Raw genomic sequence first — 16,331 nt, forward strand, 5'->3', positions numbered from 1 at the left:
TAGTTGAGGTTCCATAGTCTGGAACCATTGCGAGCCCACAAATGCTCGAGAAATTTCCTTCGGCCGGCGCGGGCCCTTCACTGGCGTATGAGCATGCGGACGCGAATACGCTTGCCGAACTGCGCGACGATGCTCAATCCTGTACACGGTGCGATCTCTATCGCAACGCCACCCATCTTGTTTTCGGCGAGGGTCCCGGTGCAGCCGATATCATGCTTGTCGGCGAACAGCCGGGCGACCGGGAGGATCTGGCCGGGCGGCCTTTCGTTGGGCCGGCGGGCAAGCTCCTGGATCAATGCCTCGACGAAGCCGGTATTGATCGGGATCGGTGCTACGTCACCAATGCGGTCAAGCATTTCAAATACCAGATGCGCGGCAAGAAACGTCTGCACGCGAGGCCCAACGCCGGAGAAGTGCAGCGTTGCGCCTGGTGGCTCGGCGCCGAGCTCGAACTTCTGAAACCGAAACTGGTCGTCGCGCTCGGCGCGACAGCGGTGTCCTCGTTGCTCGGCTCGAAGATCAAGGTGATGCGGGATCGTGGCCATATTCTGCATCCCGCGGGAAAGCCGGATGTTCTCGTCACCATCCATCCCTCGGCGCTCCTGCGGATCAGGGAGGCGACCGAGAGGGAGAAAGGCAGATTGGCCTTCATCCGGGATCTGACGAAGATCCCACGTTTTCTGCGGCGTTAACCCCTCTTCGAACTGGCGGGCGGGAGCCCACGTCCACGATCAAGCAAAGGTCATGTCATGGCTGACAATCAACCTGATACCATGGAAACCAGGCCGGATCGGCCCAAGCGGCAAGCACCCGCCAAGATTGATCGGCGGGAGACCGCGCCGCCGGAGCCAAAACGGCCTTCCTTTGTTCGCCGGCATCCCTTCTGGGTGCTTTTCGGCATTGTGGTGCTGGCGGCTCTGCTCGTTGCCGCGTGGTTCGTCTGGAAGATCTATTTCTATCCGTACGAATCGACGGATGACGCCTTTGTCGATGCGCGCAGCTTCTCGGTCGCCGCCAAGGTCTCCGGCTATGTGGCCGATGTTCCGGTGACCGACAACCAGCATGTCAAGGCCGGGGATGTCATCCTGCGGATCGAGCCGCGCGACTATCAGATCGCGCTCGATCAGGCGAACGGGCAGGTGGAGGTCGCCAAGGCCTCCATCGATAGTGCGAGCGCGCAGATCGAGGCGGCCAACGCTTCCGTCGATGTCGCGAGAGCGCAGCAGAATTCCGCCAATGCCGCGCTTCAATATGCCCAGCAGGAGGCCAATCGCCAGCAGCAGCTGGTCAAATCCGGATCCGGCAGCGTGCAATCGGTGCAGCAGGCAACCGCGACCCTTCAGCAGGACCAGGCCGGCCTCGCTCAGATGCAGGCGAACGTGACTTCGGCGTTGAAGAACAAGTCCGTGGCAGAGGCGCAAAAATCCAGCGCGCTCGCAAGCCTCAAGCAGGCGCAGGCGCAGGCCGAAGAGGCGCAGCAAAACCTGAACTACACGACGATCATCGCTGTTCAGCCGGGCCGTATCGTTCACCTGACGGGTGCCAAGGGGCAATTCATCGATGCCGGCCAGGCGATCGCGACCTTCGTGCCCGACGAGGTCTGGATCACGGCAAACTTCAAGGAGACGCAACTGACGGATATGAGGCCGGACCAGCCGGTAGACGTGACGATCGATGCCTATCCGGATCATACGCTTCACGGCAAGGTGGCGTCGGTCCAGCCGGGTTCCGGCACCGCCTTCTCGCTGCTTCCGGCCGAGAATGCGACAGGCAACTATGTGAAGGTGACACAGCGGGTGCCGGTCAAGATCATCGTCGACAAATGGCCCGCGGATGTCGCCATCGGTCCCGGCATGTCCGTCGTGCCGACGGTGACGGTGCGCCCGAGGAGCTGATATGAGCGACGCAGGCGCAATGGCAGGCGGCGCAGAGGCGCCTTCCACACAAGCCACCAACCCCTGGCTGATCGCAATCGTCGTGTCGCTGGCGACCTTCATGGAGGTGCTGGACACGACGATTGCCAACGTCGCGCTGCGCTATATTTCCGGCGGCCTCGCCGTCAGCTCCGACGAGGCCTCCTGGGTGGTAACGACCTATCTCGTCTCGAACGCCATCGTGCTGGTCGCCAGCAGCTATTTCTCCGAACGTTTCGGGCGCCGACGGTTCTATCTTCTATGCCTGGCAACCTTCACGGTCGCCTCCATCCTATGCGGCTTGTCGTGGAATCTCGAGACGCTGCTGATCTTCCGCATGATCCAGGGCTTTGCCGGCGGCGGCATGGTGCCGACCTCGCAGGCGATCCTTGCGGATGCCTTCCCGCCGGCAAAGCGCAGCCAGGCATTTGCCCTCTTCGGCGTCGCGGTCGTCGTCGCCCCGGTGGTCGGGCCGACTTTGGGCGGCTATCTCTCCGACAATCTTTCCTGGCACTGGTGCTTTCTCATCAACGGCCCGGTGGGGGTCTTCGCCTTTGCCCTCGTCTATGCGTTGCTGAAGGAAACGCCAAAGACGAAGCAGATGCGGGAGGAGTACCGCCGCAAGGGCGTGCGCTTCGACATTGTCGGCTTCCTGCTGATTGCGACCTTTCTCGGCTCGCTCGAACTGACGCTCGATCGCGGCCAGACCGACGACTGGTTCGGCTCCAGCTTCATCATCATGATGACGGCCATCTGCGTGCTTTCGTTTCTGCTGGCGATCCCCTGGGTACTGACAAAAGCCAATCCGATCATCGATGGCCGGCTGCTGGGCACCCGGCAATTCGGCGCGTGTTTCATTGTCATGATGGCAATCGGCGCAATCCTGATCGCAACGACGCAGTTCATTCCCCAGGTGGTGCAGCAGAACTACGGATACACTGCGACATGGGCCGGTCTGGCGCTATCGCCGGGCGGCCTGGTGACAATGGTCATGATGTTCGTCGCCGGGCGTATCAGCTCCCTGGTTCAGCCGAAATATCTGATTGCCATCGGTGCCGCGATCATCGCCGTGTCGATGTGGCAATTGACGGAGCTTTATCCCGGGCTGAACTTCGGCTTCTTCGTCTGGTCGCGCCTCTATATCGGGCTGGGCCTGCCGCTGATCTTCATCCCCATCACCTCCGCTTCCTACTACGGCCTGAGGCCGGAGCAGACCAACCAGGCTTCCGCGATGATCAATGCCGCCCGCAATATCGGCGGTTCGATCGGCGTGTGTGTCGCGTCCAATGTCCTGGCCCATCGCGAGCAATGGCATCAGAGCCGGCTCGTCGAGCACGTCACGCCATCCTCGCCCGCCTATCACGAGACACTGCAGACCATGACGCGCTATTTTGCCGAGAGGGGGGCGACGACGCCGGATGCGCAGGCGCAGGCAACCGCCTGGATCGGCCAGCAGGTGCAGACCCAGGCGAGCTATCTGGCCTATATCGATGTGTTCCATGTGCTGATGCTGATCGTGCTCTGCGCCATTCCGCTCGCCTTGATCCTCAGCAACGTGGATCTCAAGGAGGGCGGCGGCGGCGCGCATTGAGAGCGGAATGCCGACCTCATGTGGCGAGAAGCCGCCGCAGCACGTCCACCAGCTCGGTCTTGCCGCGGCGGACCTCGCCGACATCGCTCTCCACATCTATCCGGCCGGCATTGTGGGCGCCGTAGAGTTCGACCAGCAGGCGTGCATAGTCCTCCGATAGGCCGGCCCGCAGCAGAACGGCCTGCCAATCGGCCTCGGGTAGCGGCTGAGCGATGACCTCGCGACCGGCGATCGATCCTATGGCCGCGGCGACATCGTTCGGCGTGTAGCGCCGTGGTCCCTCGACATGGACTACCCTCTCAGGCGCGTCCTTTCCGTCCAGAAGCAGTTCGGCGGCGATCGAGCCGACGTCGGAGGCGGAAACAGTGGGAAGGAGTTTTGTCAGCGGATGGTAGAAGCTCGGCAAACGGCCATGCTCTGCCGCCGCCTTTGCCAGGCGAGCCCAGTTCTCCATATGCTCGGCCGATCGCAGCAGAACAAGCCTGGAATCCAGCGTTCGCAGACGCCTTTCCAAGGCATGAAAGATCACGGTGACACCGGTTCCCGAACTGTGCTGCGCGCCGTAATCGGAAATGGCGAGTATGGTTTGCGGCCTGGCGGCTGCCAGGGCGTCGCCGAGGATGTCGATCGATCGGATCAGGCTTGAACGTGTCTGGGACGCGCGCACATCGACCGGGCAGATGACCTGGATGGCGCTGGCCCCTTTCAGCGCGGCAGCCAGCGTTTGATGATCATTCACGTCGGCGATGGCGATCTCGCAGCCGAGTTCGGAAAATTCCTGTGCTTTGGCGGGGTCTCGCAGGACTGCGCGAACGGGAACACCGGCCTTGCGCAGTGCTGCGATGGTGGTGCGGCCAACTTTTCCGCTGGCACCCAGAATTGCATGCATGATGTCTTCTCCTGTCGATCTTGCCGCAGCGTATCCGTCCATGCTCATCGGATCGCGCATGTTCGGATGATCCATTGCAGGTTCGGACGACAATCGAAGGCTCGGCATGTCGCGCGAAAGTGTGCAGCGGTTTTGCGGCCACGACATGAGCAAGATCAAAGAGAGCTAAAGGGCGAGAAGCGAATCTGAAAAGATCGCGACGCGCCTCAGGAGTGCAGTCGGTTGAGCATTCCGGGGGTCAGGCCCAATATGCGCCGCATCCAGTGGGTCATATGGCTCTGATGGGCAAAGCCCGTCGCCAATGCGATCTCGGCCAGCGGCAGGTCCGCGGACAGGATGAGCAGTCTTGCCCGTTCGACCCGGCGTGCCAGGATGTATTGATGAACAGGCATTCCGAATGTGGCGCGAAAGAGCGGCTTCAGATGCGACACGCTCAGCCCGGCAACCGTAGCTAGATCGCCGAGCGACAGAGATTGATCGATATGCATTTCGACAAACTCCGTCAGGCGGCGTCTTTGCCTGTCCGTCAGCGTCGCGCCCACGGTGGCGGTATCCGCCGTGGTCTTCCCGTCGCCGTCAACCAGGCGGATTGCCAACGCCAGTCCCAATGCCTCGGCATAGGTGCGGTCCGACGGCACGGATGCCTCGATCTCGGCCTTGATGGCCCAGGCGATCGATTCGAGCCCGGCATCCCGAAGCTGGAATTTGGGTGTGAGCGAAACGGTATCTGGATCCCGGCCAAGCGCGGCGGCCGCAGATTGAAGGAGCTCCGGTCGAATATTCAGGCGCAGGATGGTGCAATCGCCATCATCTTCCCACCAGCCATCCAGGCCTGCGGGAACGATATCGATATCGCCATGCTTCTGTCGGCGGCGATGCTGCCGGCCGTCGCACTGGCAAAACGCATTCACGGCTCGCCCGAAGTGAATGCCCAGCCGGTGTGTCTGCGATCCCGGCACATGGGTACGTCCGGCCTGGATGTGGAGGAAGCTTGCCTCCAAACCTTCCCAGCCGCGGCCCTTGCTGGAAAGAAGCGTCGTGGCGGCGCTGTTGAGCTGATCCATGATTCCGTATTCCCGGCAAATCCACCGACCCGAAATGGTGGCGATCTCGATCCCGGGAGTATAGAGAGGCCCGCATGTCCGGTCGAGCCGTCTCGGATGCGTGCCGTCCATCCGCTTCTGGCGCGGCGATGCCGACATTCCGTTCGGCATTCCACCATGGTCCGGATGACCGGTCTGGCATTGCGGATCGATCGCATTGATCGCGACATTTCCGTCAACCGGCGGCGGCAGTCACCTCATCCGGCCGCTTCGTGCCGAAAACGGTGGTCAGGTGGCTCGCCGTCTTGCGGTAGTGAGCCTCCAGAAGCGCTGTCGCCTTGTCGGCATCGCGCGCGAGCGTTGCTTCGGCAAGCGCGCCATGTTCCGCCTGCACATCCCGCCCGGCGGAATGGGTAGACGCCAGCAACACGGGGATGCGATAGCGTTCCGTTGCGGCATAGAGACGCTCGAAGAATTCCAGCGTCCAGGGCGAGTTGCAGGCGGTCAGCAATGCCCGATGAAATGCGTAATGCCGGGCCTCGAGCGTCCAGATATCGGCATCCGGGCCTGTTCGGCCAACCTGCAGGTTAAGCGCATAGAGAGCCGATACGATTCCCGCTGCCCAATCGTCGTCGCCGAGCCGGATCGACGCTCGCAGGGCATCGCTTTCGATCTTGATACGCACGTTGACGGCGTCGTGCAGCTCATCGATCGACAGGGGCGCGACGCGGAAACCACGCAGGGATTCGGCCGTGACCAAACGTTCCGCATGCAGCCGGTTCAGCGCTTCTCTCAAGGGCGAGAAGCCCATATCGTAGCGCTCGCTCAGATCCGAAAGCCGCAGCGGCCGGCCGGGCGGAAGCTCTCCGCGGATGATGTCGTGACGCAGGGCGTCATATGCCTTCTCGGCAAGAGTCATGCTGATGGTCCTTTGCTTGCGCGAACAATAGTGCATCCACCCATTTGTCGGCAATTCCAAATATTTTCGAAAATATTTATTGCTTTCGCAAATATGATCGCTCATCTTGTCCCTCAACGGAATGACGGAGAGGAGGGTTCGATGACAAAGCCGCATGAGAACCATCGGGAGAATGTCGCCGGTCGCGCCAATGTCGAGGATACGCCGGAGCTTTTGGCCTATTACGGCGACCTCGAACGGTTCAGCGCCGGTGCGCTCTGGACCGTGGCAAACAAGATCGAGCCGTGGGAGCCGAAGTCGCAATCCGTGCCTGTCGTCTGGCGCTACAAGGATCTTCGCGACCATGTGCTGCGCTCGGTAGAGCTGGTGACGCCGGAAAAAGCCGGCCGTCGCGTCGTCTATCTCAACAACCCGGGACGGAGCGATGTTGCGGCGGCGGTTGGCTGGCTCTATGCCGGGTTGCAGGTGATGAATCCGGGCGAGGTCGCCAGCGCGCATCGCCATTCCGCCTCCGCGATCCGTTTCATCATGGAGGGGACGGGCGCCTATACGGTCGTCGATGGCCACAAGATGACGCTAGGGGCGAACGACTTCGTCCTGACCCCCAACGGCACCTGGCACGAGCATGGCGTCGAGGCGTCGGGTTCGCCCTGCATATGGCAGGATGGGCTGGATATTCCGTTCGTCAACGCGATGGAAGCGAACTTCTACGAAGTCCATCCCGATCTCTCGCAGGCGGTCGGCTTCGCGGTCGACGACATGACCAAAACCTGGGGCAACCCGGGGCTGACGCCGGCCGGACAGGCATGGAACAAGGGCTACAGCCCGATGTTCAAGTACGAATGGGCGCCCACCTACGAATCCCTGGCAAAATATGCCGGCTGCACGGACGGATCGCCCTACGACGGCGTGCTTATGGACTATGTCAATCCGGTCACCCACGGGCCGGTCATGCAGACCATGGGCGCGAGCATGCAGATGCTGCGTCCGGGCGAACATACCAAGGCGCACCGTCACACCGGCAGCGGCCTTTATCACGTCGCCAAGGGGAGTGGTCACTCCATCATCAACGGCAAGCGCTACGACTGGCAGGAGCACGATATCTTCTGCGTGCCGTCCTGGGCCTGGCACGAGCATGTCAATGGCTCGGAGCGGGACGATGCCTGCCTGTTCTGCCTTTCGGATCTGCCTGTCATGCGGGCGCTTGGTCTCTACCGCGAACAGGCGTTCGGCGACAATGACGGTTTCCAGCCGCTTCTCCAGGGAAAAACGATATGAAACTTGTGACTTACCGAGCCTCCGTCGAGGCCGCGGCGCGGCTTGGCGTGATTGTCGACGATCTGGTTGCGGATGTTGCAGCATTGGCTGCATCGCAGGGCGAAGACCTGCCCGATACGATGCTCGGCCTGATCGACAGCGGACGACCCGGCATCGAGACTCTGCGTGCCTGTCTGAGCAGAGCCAATGGGCAGTTTCCGGCCGGCGTCGCCACGGCGCTTGCCAATGTGAAGCTGCTCGCCCCGATCCCGCGGCCGCGCAAGAACATTTTCGGCATCGGGCTGAACTATGTCGAGCATGTCGCCGAAAGCGCGAAGTCGCTCGATACAGCAAAGGATCTGCCCAAGCAGCCGGTCATCTTCTCCAAGCCGCCGACCACCGTGATCGGGCCGGGCGAGGGGATCGAGCATAACGGCAAGATCACCCAGCAGCTGGATTGGGAAGTGGAGCTGGCCGTCATCATCGGCACGACGGCCAGGCGGGTCGCCAAGACGGAAGCCTTGCGCCATGTCTTCGGCTATTCCGTGATGATCGACGTTTCGGCGCGCGACAACAGGCGGGCTGGCCAATGGATCTTTTCCAAGGGACAGGACAGCTACGCGCCGTTCGGCCCCTGCATCGTTACGGCCGACGAAATTCCCGACCCCCAGTCGCTCGATCTGTGGCTGACAGTCAACGGCGTCGAAAAGCAACGCTCGAATACGCGCCATATGCTGTTCAAGGTCGACGATCTGATTGCCGATATTTCATCCGGCATTACGCTGGAGCCGGGCGATATCATTGCCTCGGGCACGCCGGAGGGGGTGGGCGCCGGCCGCGACCCGCAGGAGTGGATGTGGCCGGGCGATGTCGTCGTCGCCTGCGTCGAGGGGATCGGCTTGCTGCGGCATCCGGTGGTCGATGCGACGCCGGACCAGGCCCATGGCGCGATCCCGCGGTGATGATATCGGGGTGTGAAACCTGATGCGCTTCGACCTGCACGAAGTCGGAAGCCAGAATGCCTACAAGCTTTTGGCCGCCACCGTCATGCCCAGGCCGATCGCCTGGGTGGTGACGCTCGATGCACAGGGCCGGCTGAATGCGGCGCCCTACAGCTTCTTCAACGTCATGGGGCCATCGCCGCCGACCGTGGCGATCGGCATCATGGCCGATCCGGAAAGAGGCTTCAAGGATACGGCGCGCAACATCCTCGACACCGGCGAGTTCGTCGTCAATCTCGTGCCCGAGCGGCTGGTGCAGGCGATGAACGTCACCGCCATCGATGCGCCGCGCGGCGTCGATGAGCTGACGCTGGCGGGACTTGCGACCGCGCCGTCGGCCCATGTCCGTCCGCCGCGGATCGCCGAAAGCCCCGTCGCTTTCGAATGCGTATCGCTGTCGTCGGTCGTCACCGGCCCGGCGCAGGTGGTGGTGATCGGCCGCGTACTTGCCGTGCATGTCGCCGACGATTGCGTGCTGGACGCCGAGCGCGCCCATATCGATACGCCAAGGCTCGATCTCGTCGCTCGCTCCTACGGCAGCGATTACGTGCGCAGCCACGATACCTTCAGTCTCGTTCGCCCGAAATGGAGCGACCGGCACGGACCGAAGCCGGAATAAGTTTGCTTGAGACCATGCCTATCGACCGGTATCGGCGCTACCCGCGCCGGGGCCGGTCTTTTCCTGCTTTTGTCTGGATGTAGCAGTCAAACAGAGCAATCATCGAAATATTCAATATTTTCGAAAATCTCCGTTGACAGTTCGAGGGAAGTGAAAGAAACTTAACTCGGGAGTTAAGAAATTCACCAAATTGGTGGTTCGTCAAGGGAGGAAATGCCGCGATGCTGCAGGAGCGCGTCGAAGGTCGCTGGCTGGATTCGTTCCGCCGCGTCTTCAGATTGAACGGCATCGGCCAGGGCACGCAGGTTGCCATTCTGTCCGAAACCCAGTCGCGGCCGGTTCTCGTCCATCTTTCGGATCTGGCTCTGCATGATCTGGGGGCGGAATACTGCATGATCCAGATGCCGACGCCGCGCCAGACGGCGCCGGTTCCGGTAAAGTCGACCGGCACGTCCTGGGCGATCCAGCAGAACCGCGCCGTCATCGAAGCTCTGAAGCGCGTTGAGGTCATCGTCGACTGCACGGTGGAGGGGCTCATTCACGCGCCGGAATGGCCGGAGATCGAAGCGTCCGGCAACACGCGGCTCCTCGTCGTCTGCAACGAGCATCCGGAAATCCTCGAGCGCACCGAGCCGACGGCGGAACTTGGTCCCAAGGTAGCGCTCGGCGTCGAGATGCTGCGCGCGGCGAGCGAGATGCGCGTCACGTCGGCTGTCGGCACCGATCTTCTGATCGACCTGCGTGGCGCTCCGTGCGGCGGCACGCCGGGCTTCGGCACCAAGCCGGGCGACGTGGCGCATTGGCCGGGCGGTCTTTGCCTCGCCTTTCCGGGCCGGAACTCCGTCAACGGCCGCATCGTCATGGATGTCGGTGACATGAACCTGACCTTCAAGACGGCGCTCACAAGCCGCATCGATTTCACCGTCGAGAATGATTTCGTCACCGCCATCGAGGGCGATGGCATCGATGCCATCCATTTCCGCGAATACATGGAGGCCTGGGACGACCGGAACGCCTACGGCATGAGCCATGTCGGCTGGGGCATGCACCCGCGCGCCCGCTGGGTGTCGGCCGCCATGTACGACAAGCGGGACATGCAGGCGGTCGAATTCCGCGCGCTCGCCGGTTCCTTCCTGTGGTCCACGGGCGCGAACCAGTATGCGGGCCGCTACACGCTCGGCCATTTCGATCTGCCGATGCGCAATTGCACGATCGAACTCGACGGAAAGGTCGTCGTGAAAAACGGCGTCCTGCAGGGTGAACTGGCGCTTTGACGCCTTCGAAGAGAGAAGAAGCATGAGCGAAATTGCCGATTACTACGACCTCTCCCGCATCCGGCCGGAAGTCCAGAAAGTCCTCAACCGCGTGAACGAGCTTGGCCGCGAACGCTTCGCCCTTCGCGCCAAGGCTGTCGATGACGACGCTTCCTTCCCGGTCGAAAACTATAGGGATCTTGCCGAGGAGGGCTTCCTCGGGCTCTGCATCCCGCAGGAGTTCGGCGGCTGGGGCTTTTCGATGTTCGAATACGCCATGGTCGGGGCTGAGATCGGCAAATATTGCGGCGCCACCGCGCTGACCTTCAACATGCACAACTCCTCGATGGCCTGGTCGCGCTTCATGTTCGAAATGCCGAACCTGACGCTCGAGGAGAAAGCGACTTTCGCACCCTTGCGCGAACGCCAGTTCCGCCGCGCCATTGCGGAAAGAGCCATCTTCTCGCAGCCGATTTCCGAAGGCGGGCAGAACTGGACCTCGAAGCCGAACCAGACCCAGTGCCGCAAGGTGGAAGGTGGCTGGAAGATCAACGGTTTCAAGAAGTTCGCCTCGCTTGCCGGCTATTGCGACTACTACACCATCGTCTGCACGGAGACATTCGAGGGCCAGGAGCCGCGCCACGAGGACACGATGCTGTTCGTCGTCCACAAGGATACGCCCGGCCTGACCGTCAAGGGCGAATGGGACCCGCTCGGCATGCGCGGCACCAACAGCCGCGACCTTATTCTGAAGGATGTCTTCGTCAAGGCCGACGATCTCCTGATGCCGCGCGGCATTTTCAACAAGACCCTGCCCAACTGGCCGCACATGATGATTACGCTGTCGCCGACCTATATGGGCGTGGCGCAGGGCGCCTATGATTTCATGGTGGACTATCTCAAGGGCAAGATCCCGGGCCAGCCGCCGATCGACCGGCGCATGTATGCCACCAAGCGCATTGCCGTCGGCAAGATGTATGCGCGTCTTGCCAATATACGCGCCCTGTGGTGGCAGGCTTTCAGCGAGGCCAAGGGTTTTCCGAACAAGGCGGAAGTGCTGCGCATGTATGCCGCGCAATATAACGTCATGGAGGGTGCGGCCGAGATGACCTCGATGGCCATCCGCACCTGCGGCGGCCAGTCGATGCTGAAGTCGCTGCCGCTGGAGCGCATGTATCGCGATAGCCGCTGCGGCGCGCTGATGCTGCCCTTCACCTCCGAGATCATGGAGGATTATCTCGGCGTGCTCGCGCTCTACGAGATGGACGAGCTCGATCACGCTCCCGGTGACGAAGGCGGCGCCCGCACGTCGCTCTGGCGCGGCGATGCCGGCGGCGCGGGTGGGGTGAGGTAATTCCGATGCCGCGCGACCGGGTTCAGATTGTCGGGCAATGCCCAGCCTCTCCCGAGGCGGTCTGGGCCATCGCCGGCGACTTTTGCGGAAAATGGCATCCCGCCATTGCCGGCATCCGCGCCGAACACGATGCGCGCGGCAGCCTTATCCGCGCCTTCACCGTGCATGGCGAGGATACGCTCTACCGCGAGCAGCTCACCTGGTTCAGCGATAGCGACCACTCGCTTGGCTACAACCATCTGGACGGTATTTCCGGCGTCGATCGCTACGACGGCCGCATGACCGTCTCCGGCGATGGTGACGGCGGCAGCATTGTCGAATGGACTGCCGAAGTCGATGCCCCGGACGCGGCGCGTCTGGCCGGTATCTGCCAGGGCACGAAGGCGATCTTCGAGGCTGGCATCGCAGCCCTTTCGGATCGGGCCCAACGCCGTGAGGCGGTTTCGTCCCGGCAGCAATCCCCGGCGCCGGTCACCTTCGAGGAAGTATCGCTCGGCGAGCGGCCACGGCTGGCGTTGACCGTAACATCCCAAAAGGGTGGATCGCTTTGCCTCTTCCTGCACGGTATCGGTGGCGGGCGGACCAATTGGCTGCCGCAGCTTGCCGCTACGGGGACCGTCATGCGCGCGGCCGCTCTGGACCTGCGCGGTTATGGCGACAGCACGCTCGGGACAGGTCCGTCGACGGTCGAGGATTATTGCGCCGACATCTTGCGTATCCGCGAGGCGCTGGGTGCGGAACGGCTGGTTCTGGTCGGCCTGTCCTATGGTTCGTGGATCGCCACGTCTTTCGCCATGCGGCACCCCGATCTGCTGGCCGGACTGGTGCTTTCCGGCGGCTGCACCGGCATGTCGGAAGCGTCTCACGAGGAGCGCGAGGCGTTTCGCCTCAGCCGCCGGGTGCCGCTCGATGCCGGGTTGGCGCCAGCGGATTTTGCGCCCGATGTGGTGAAGGTGCTGGCCGGTCCGAACGCTTCGGACGAGGTGAAGGAGCAATTGCTGCGCTCCATGGCGGCGATCCCGGCCGCAACCTACCGCGACGCACTGATGTGTTTCACCAACCCGCCGGAGCGCTTCGATTTTTCCCGCCTGACCATGCCAGTGCTGATGATGACAGGCGAACATGACCGGCTGGCCGCGCCGGACGAGATCCGTGGCGTGGCAAAGCGCATCCATGCCGATGCCGCCTTGGCCGACGTTCGCTATGAAACAATCCGGGATGCGGGCCATGTCTGCAACGTGGAGCAGCCCGAAGCCTACAATCGCATTCTCCTCGACTTCCTTGGAAAGCTCCCGAAATGAATGATCTTCCCCGCCGCCAGCAGAACAGGATCATTCGTGAGCGGCGTATTCTGGATGCCGCCCTGAAGGTGTTTGCCGAGACCGGCTATTCGGGCGCGACCATGGACGCGGTCGCCATCGAGGCGGGCCTGTCGAAACCCACGCTCTACCAGTATTTCTCGTCGAAGGAGGCGCTCTTCTCGGCGATGATGCTCGGCGAGCGCGACCTGATGCTGGAGTTTTTTCAGCATCCTTCCGGCAAGGGGATGGTGGCCGACCTGCATGGCTTTGCCTGGGACTATGCCGACACGGTGATGCGCCCCGACCTGCTGTCGCTCGCCCGCCTGATCATCGGCGAGGTGCAGCGCTTTCCCGAGATCGGCCGCGCCTACCAGGAATCCGGTCCTGACCGGCTCCTGCGCGGGATCATGGACTATCTGGAGGGACGACGGACCGCCGGACAGCTCATCTTCGAGGATGCGGAGCTGGCGGCCCAGGATCTTTGGGGCCTGATCCTTTCGGCGCCTCGAACCCAGGCTCTCTACATGCCGGACCACCCGCCGGGGCGGGCCGAAATCGCGAGATATCTGAACAATGGCCTCAGGGTTTTCCTGAAGGCCTATTCGACCCAGCCAGAGGCGGATCTGGCCAAATTAGAGGCGCTGATAAACGCCCATTCCCTTCAGCAGGTGGAACATGACGATTGAAGACTATCTGGCCGATCCGGCCAGTCGATTTGCCACGGTCGCGATGACCGACACGAACGGGCTTCTACGCGGGCAAATGGTGTCCGCCGGCAGTCTCAAGGGGATCGCGAAAAACGGCATGGGCATGTCGCCCGTGACGCTGGCGCTCGATCCGACCGACGTGGTGCTGACCATCCCCGGCGTCTCCGACGGCACCTCGGACTTTCACGACGATCCGCTGATCATCGACCCGGCGACCGCTCGCCGGCTGCCATGGTCTAAGCCGGGCCACGATCTGCTGGTTCTCTCCAATTATTCCGGCGGCACCTCCGAATTGTGCCCGCGCTCCATCCTGAAGCGCGTGCTCGAGCGTGTCGGCGATGCGGGATATGCGCCCCGCTACGGCATGGAGCTTGAATATACCCTCTTCGACGAAACGCCGGAAAGCGCCCGCACCAAAGGCTATCGCAACCTCAAGACGGCCACGCAGCACAACAGCCACGATCTGGTGCTCTATCAGGTGCAGCAGACCGAATGGTACGAGGCGGTCGCCGCGATGTGCGAGCCTCTGCGGATCGATCTTGCCAAGATGCACGAGGAAATTGGCGGCGGCTTTCTGGAGGCGTGCATCGCGGCCGGAGAGGGGCTGGAGCCCGCCGACCAGCTCGTCATTCTCAAGAATTTTCTGCGTTCGCTGGCGCAAAGACAGGGCAGGTGCGTCACCTTCATGCCGCGCTGGACCGAGGCTGCGGACAGCCAGTCGATCCATGTGCATATCTCGCTCAAGGACCGCGACGGCCGGCCGATCTTCCATGATCCCGCGCAGAAGAACGGCGTGTCGCAGACGTTCCGTCATTTCATCGGCGGCTTGCAGACTTACGTCGGCGACATGACGCTGCTCTTCCAGCCGACCGTCAATTCCTACCGCCGCTTCGCGCCGGGCACGTTTGCGCCACCCGGTCTTAGCTGGGGTTACGAAAATCGTACGACCTGCTTCCGCATCGTCGGCCACGATGCCGGTTCGCTGCGTGTCGAAAATCGCCTGCCGGGCGCCGACACCAATCCCTATCTGACCGTGGCCGCCACGGTCGCGGCCGGGATCGTCGGCATCTTGGAGCAGATAGAGCCGGAGCCGGAGACCATCGGCAACGGCTATGCGCAAGAACCGGCGCGAGATTTCGCGCGTTCGATGCCCGAGGCGATCGAGCGGCTGCGCGGCTCCGATTTCGCCAAGGATTGGCTGGGGGCCAGGTTTGTCGAGGCTTTCGCCTCGACGCGCGAAAGTCAGCACAACGAGTTCCGTCGCAAGATTCCCGATGTGGAGTTGGAGCGCTTTTTCGATTTGGGGTGAAGGCACATGGATGCAGATCTTCGCGGTCTTTTTTTGGAGAGCATGAGCCGGGTTGCCTCCGCCGTTACCGTGGTGACGACGGATGGCGAGGCGGGCCGCTTCGGCGTCACCGTCTCGTCCATGACGTCGGTCTCGGCCGATACGAGCCGACCTTCCTTGCTGGTCAGTATTCATCACTTGAGCCCCGCCGGTGAAGCGATCCGGAAGAACAAACGGTTTTGCGCCAATGTGCTCAGCGGCAACCAGAGCTTCGTTTCGGACCTTTTCTCCGGTCGCCTCAAGCATCTCGCCGACGACAGGTTCGCGGCGATCGGCTGGCATAGCAGCGCGACCGGATCTCCCGTTATCGACGGCGCCATCGTTTCACTCGACTGCGAGCTGAAGACGGCCCTGCTTTGGGGCACGCATTTCATTCTCATCGGCGAGGTGGAGCGGATCGAGCTGTCGCGACAGCGCTCGCCGCTTGTCTACGCCAATCGGAGCTATCGGCGCGCCATTCCGATCGCGCCGGACGATGACCAGCCGCATAGCCCGGAAAACCAGCTGCGCGTCGGCTTTTTCATCACGCTCGGGCCGGAATTCGTGCCGCCGCTCGTCGCCGATTTCGCCGGCCAGACGCCGGGCGTCGATATCCGGCTGCTCGAAGCGGACCACGACGATCTCATCGAGCAGATGCGTGCCGGCAAGATCGACGCTGCCGTCACCTTCGGATCGGTCGACGAGCCGGAGCTCGACAGCGAACTTTTGTGCGTTCCGGCGCCGCATGTGCTGCTGAGTGCGGATCATCCGCTTGCCGCGAAGTCCAGCCTTCGGCTTGCCGACATCGCCGATCTGCCGATGATCCTGCTCGACTATCCCTCCGTTCGCGGCGCGATCGCCGCGCTCTTCAAGCGCAACGGGCTGAAGCCGGTCATCCGCCTGCAGTCGCCATCCTTTGCCATGGTTCGCGGACTGGTGGCCCAAGGGCTGGGATATTCGATCGTTCCACAGAAGCCCCAGAACAGAACAGGGCCAGATGGCCGCGAGATTCGGGCCGTGCCGCTAGGCGAGGAATTTCCGGAAGGCGCTGTCATTGCCGTCACACAGAGGTCGGATGGCCAAAGCCAGCTGGCAAAGGACTTCATCTCGAAATGCAGGATATCGTTCAAGCGCGCCTGACGGGGAGGGACGGCGCG

15 protein-coding genes are annotated in these 16,331 nt (G+C 62.4%); 12 read left to right on the forward strand and 3 right to left on the reverse strand.

Going from position 1 to position 16,331, the window contains the following annotated elements; translation table 11 throughout:
- The first annotated feature begins 41 nt into the window (after positions 1–41).
- The 3 genes from GR212_RS19370 to GR212_RS19380 are packed head-to-tail and all read left to right on the forward strand — an operon-like array spanning position 42 to position 3,504.
- Complete coding sequence (locus tag GR212_RS19370; RefSeq protein ID WP_163988394.1) at positions 42–692, forward strand: UdgX family uracil-DNA binding protein; 651 nt, start codon at positions 42–44, stop codon at positions 690–692.
- 57 nt (positions 693–749) lie between these two features.
- Positions 750–1,895, forward strand: a complete 1,146-nt coding sequence (locus GR212_RS19375; protein WP_163988396.1) for an HlyD family secretion protein — start codon at positions 750–752, stop codon at positions 1,893–1,895.
- Between the two features lies 1 nt (position 1,896).
- Complete coding sequence (locus tag GR212_RS19380) at positions 1,897–3,504, forward strand: DHA2 family efflux MFS transporter permease subunit (protein ID WP_163988398.1); 1,608 nt, start codon at positions 1,897–1,899, stop codon at positions 3,502–3,504.
- Positions 3,505–3,520: 16 nt separating this feature from the next.
- Here the strand turns inward: GR212_RS19380 and GR212_RS19385 are convergent, their stop codons facing one another.
- The 3 genes from GR212_RS19385 to GR212_RS19395 form a co-directional block, all read right to left on the reverse strand.
- Positions 3,521–4,393 carry an NmrA family NAD(P)-binding protein gene (locus GR212_RS19385; RefSeq protein WP_163988400.1) on the reverse strand — a complete coding sequence of 291 codons (873 nt, stop codon included), beginning with the start codon at positions 4,391–4,393 and terminating at the stop codon, positions 3,521–3,523.
- Between the two features lie 206 nt (positions 4,394–4,599).
- The gene (locus GR212_RS19390; RefSeq protein ID WP_163988402.1) at positions 4,600–5,457 is read right to left on the reverse strand and encodes a helix-turn-helix transcriptional regulator; all 858 of its coding nucleotides are present in this window, start codon (positions 5,455–5,457) and stop codon (positions 4,600–4,602) included.
- 214 nt (positions 5,458–5,671) lie between these two features.
- A complete protein-coding gene (locus GR212_RS19395) occupies positions 5,672–6,355 on the reverse strand; it encodes an FCD domain-containing protein (protein ID WP_163988404.1) in 684 nt (227 codons plus the stop codon).
- A gap of 141 nt (positions 6,356–6,496) precedes the next feature.
- Between GR212_RS19395 and GR212_RS19400 the strand changes: the two genes are divergently transcribed.
- The 9 genes from GR212_RS19400 to GR212_RS19440 all read left to right on the forward strand — a co-directional run bounded on the left by GR212_RS19400 (position 6,497) and on the right by GR212_RS19440 (position 16,314).
- Complete coding sequence (locus GR212_RS19400; RefSeq protein WP_163988406.1) at positions 6,497–7,633, forward strand: cupin domain-containing protein; 1,137 nt, start codon at positions 6,497–6,499, stop codon at positions 7,631–7,633.
- On the forward strand, positions 7,630–8,574 hold the full coding sequence (locus GR212_RS19405) for a fumarylacetoacetate hydrolase family protein (RefSeq protein WP_163988408.1): 945 nt from the start codon (positions 7,630–7,632) through the stop codon (positions 8,572–8,574). The genes GR212_RS19400 and GR212_RS19405 overlap by 4 nt, the downstream gene beginning before the upstream one ends.
- Positions 8,575–8,596: 22 nt before the next feature.
- Positions 8,597–9,232, forward strand: coding sequence for a flavin reductase family protein (locus GR212_RS19410; protein WP_163988410.1), 636 nt, complete (start codon positions 8,597–8,599; stop codon positions 9,230–9,232).
- Between the two features lie 221 nt (positions 9,233–9,453).
- Positions 9,454–10,506 carry a peptidase M29 gene (locus GR212_RS19415; RefSeq protein WP_163988412.1) on the forward strand — a complete coding sequence of 351 codons (1,053 nt, stop codon included), beginning with the start codon at positions 9,454–9,456 and terminating at the stop codon, positions 10,504–10,506.
- 22 nt (positions 10,507–10,528) lie between these two features.
- On the forward strand, positions 10,529–11,839 hold the full coding sequence (locus GR212_RS19420; protein ID WP_163988413.1) for an acyl-CoA dehydrogenase family protein: 1,311 nt from the start codon (positions 10,529–10,531) through the stop codon (positions 11,837–11,839).
- 5 nt (positions 11,840–11,844) lie between these two features.
- Positions 11,845–13,140 (forward strand): alpha/beta fold hydrolase, encoded by a 1,296-nt coding sequence (locus GR212_RS19425; RefSeq protein ID WP_163988415.1) that lies wholly within the window; start codon positions 11,845–11,847, stop codon positions 13,138–13,140.
- The gene (locus GR212_RS19430; RefSeq protein ID WP_163988417.1) at positions 13,137–13,826 is read left to right on the forward strand and encodes a TetR/AcrR family transcriptional regulator; all 690 of its coding nucleotides are present in this window, start codon (positions 13,137–13,139) and stop codon (positions 13,824–13,826) included. The genes GR212_RS19425 and GR212_RS19430 overlap by 4 nt, the downstream gene beginning before the upstream one ends.
- Positions 13,816–15,156 carry a glutamine synthetase family protein gene (locus GR212_RS19435; RefSeq protein WP_163988419.1) on the forward strand — a complete coding sequence of 447 codons (1,341 nt, stop codon included), beginning with the start codon at positions 13,816–13,818 and terminating at the stop codon, positions 15,154–15,156. The genes GR212_RS19430 and GR212_RS19435 overlap by 11 nt, the downstream gene beginning before the upstream one ends.
- 42 nt (positions 15,157–15,198) lie before the next feature.
- Entirely contained in the window at positions 15,199–16,314 is a 1,116-nt protein-coding gene (locus tag GR212_RS19440; protein WP_163988421.1) for a LysR substrate-binding domain-containing protein, read from the forward strand.
- Positions 16,315–16,331: the final 17 nt, after the last annotated feature.

This window comes from Martinezella lusitana, assembly GCF_010668395.1.
Taxonomy (GTDB): domain Bacteria; phylum Pseudomonadota; class Alphaproteobacteria; order Rhizobiales; family Rhizobiaceae; genus Rhizobium; species Rhizobium lusitanum_A.

Excerpts from the sequence above, each read along its gene's own strand:
- GR212_RS19415 (WP_163988412.1), top strand. The coding sequence starts at position 9,454 with ATGCTGCAGGAGCGCGTCGAAGGTCGCTGGCTGGATTCGTTCCGCCGC.
- GR212_RS19410 (WP_163988410.1), top strand. The coding sequence starts at position 8,597 with ATGCGCTTCGACCTGCACGAAGTCGGAAGCCAGAATGCCTACAAGCTT.
- GR212_RS19375 (WP_163988396.1), top strand. The coding sequence starts at position 750 with ATGGCTGACAATCAACCTGATACCATGGAAACCAGGCCGGATCGGCCC.
- GR212_RS19385 (WP_163988400.1), bottom strand. The coding sequence starts at position 4,393 with ATGCATGCAATTCTGGGTGCCAGCGGAAAAGTTGGCCGCACCACCATC.
- GR212_RS19400 (WP_163988406.1), top strand. The coding sequence starts at position 6,497 with ATGACAAAGCCGCATGAGAACCATCGGGAGAATGTCGCCGGTCGCGCC.
- GR212_RS19380 (WP_163988398.1), top strand. The coding sequence starts at position 1,897 with ATGAGCGACGCAGGCGCAATGGCAGGCGGCGCAGAGGCGCCTTCCACA.
- GR212_RS19405 (WP_163988408.1), top strand. The coding sequence starts at position 7,630 with ATGAAACTTGTGACTTACCGAGCCTCCGTCGAGGCCGCGGCGCGGCTT.
- GR212_RS19390 (WP_163988402.1), bottom strand. The coding sequence starts at position 5,457 with ATGGATCAGCTCAACAGCGCCGCCACGACGCTTCTTTCCAGCAAGGGC.
- GR212_RS19395 (WP_163988404.1), bottom strand. The coding sequence starts at position 6,355 with ATGACTCTTGCCGAGAAGGCATATGACGCCCTGCGTCACGACATCATC.
- GR212_RS19435 (WP_163988419.1), top strand. The coding sequence starts at position 13,816 with ATGACGATTGAAGACTATCTGGCCGATCCGGCCAGTCGATTTGCCACG.
- GR212_RS19370 (WP_163988394.1), top strand. The coding sequence starts at position 42 with ATGCTCGAGAAATTTCCTTCGGCCGGCGCGGGCCCTTCACTGGCGTAT.
- GR212_RS19430 (WP_163988417.1), top strand. The coding sequence starts at position 13,137 with ATGAATGATCTTCCCCGCCGCCAGCAGAACAGGATCATTCGTGAGCGG.
- GR212_RS19440 (WP_163988421.1), top strand. The coding sequence starts at position 15,199 with ATGAGCCGGGTTGCCTCCGCCGTTACCGTGGTGACGACGGATGGCGAG.
- GR212_RS19420 (WP_163988413.1), top strand. The coding sequence starts at position 10,529 with ATGAGCGAAATTGCCGATTACTACGACCTCTCCCGCATCCGGCCGGAA.
- GR212_RS19425 (WP_163988415.1), top strand. The coding sequence starts at position 11,845 with ATGCCGCGCGACCGGGTTCAGATTGTCGGGCAATGCCCAGCCTCTCCC.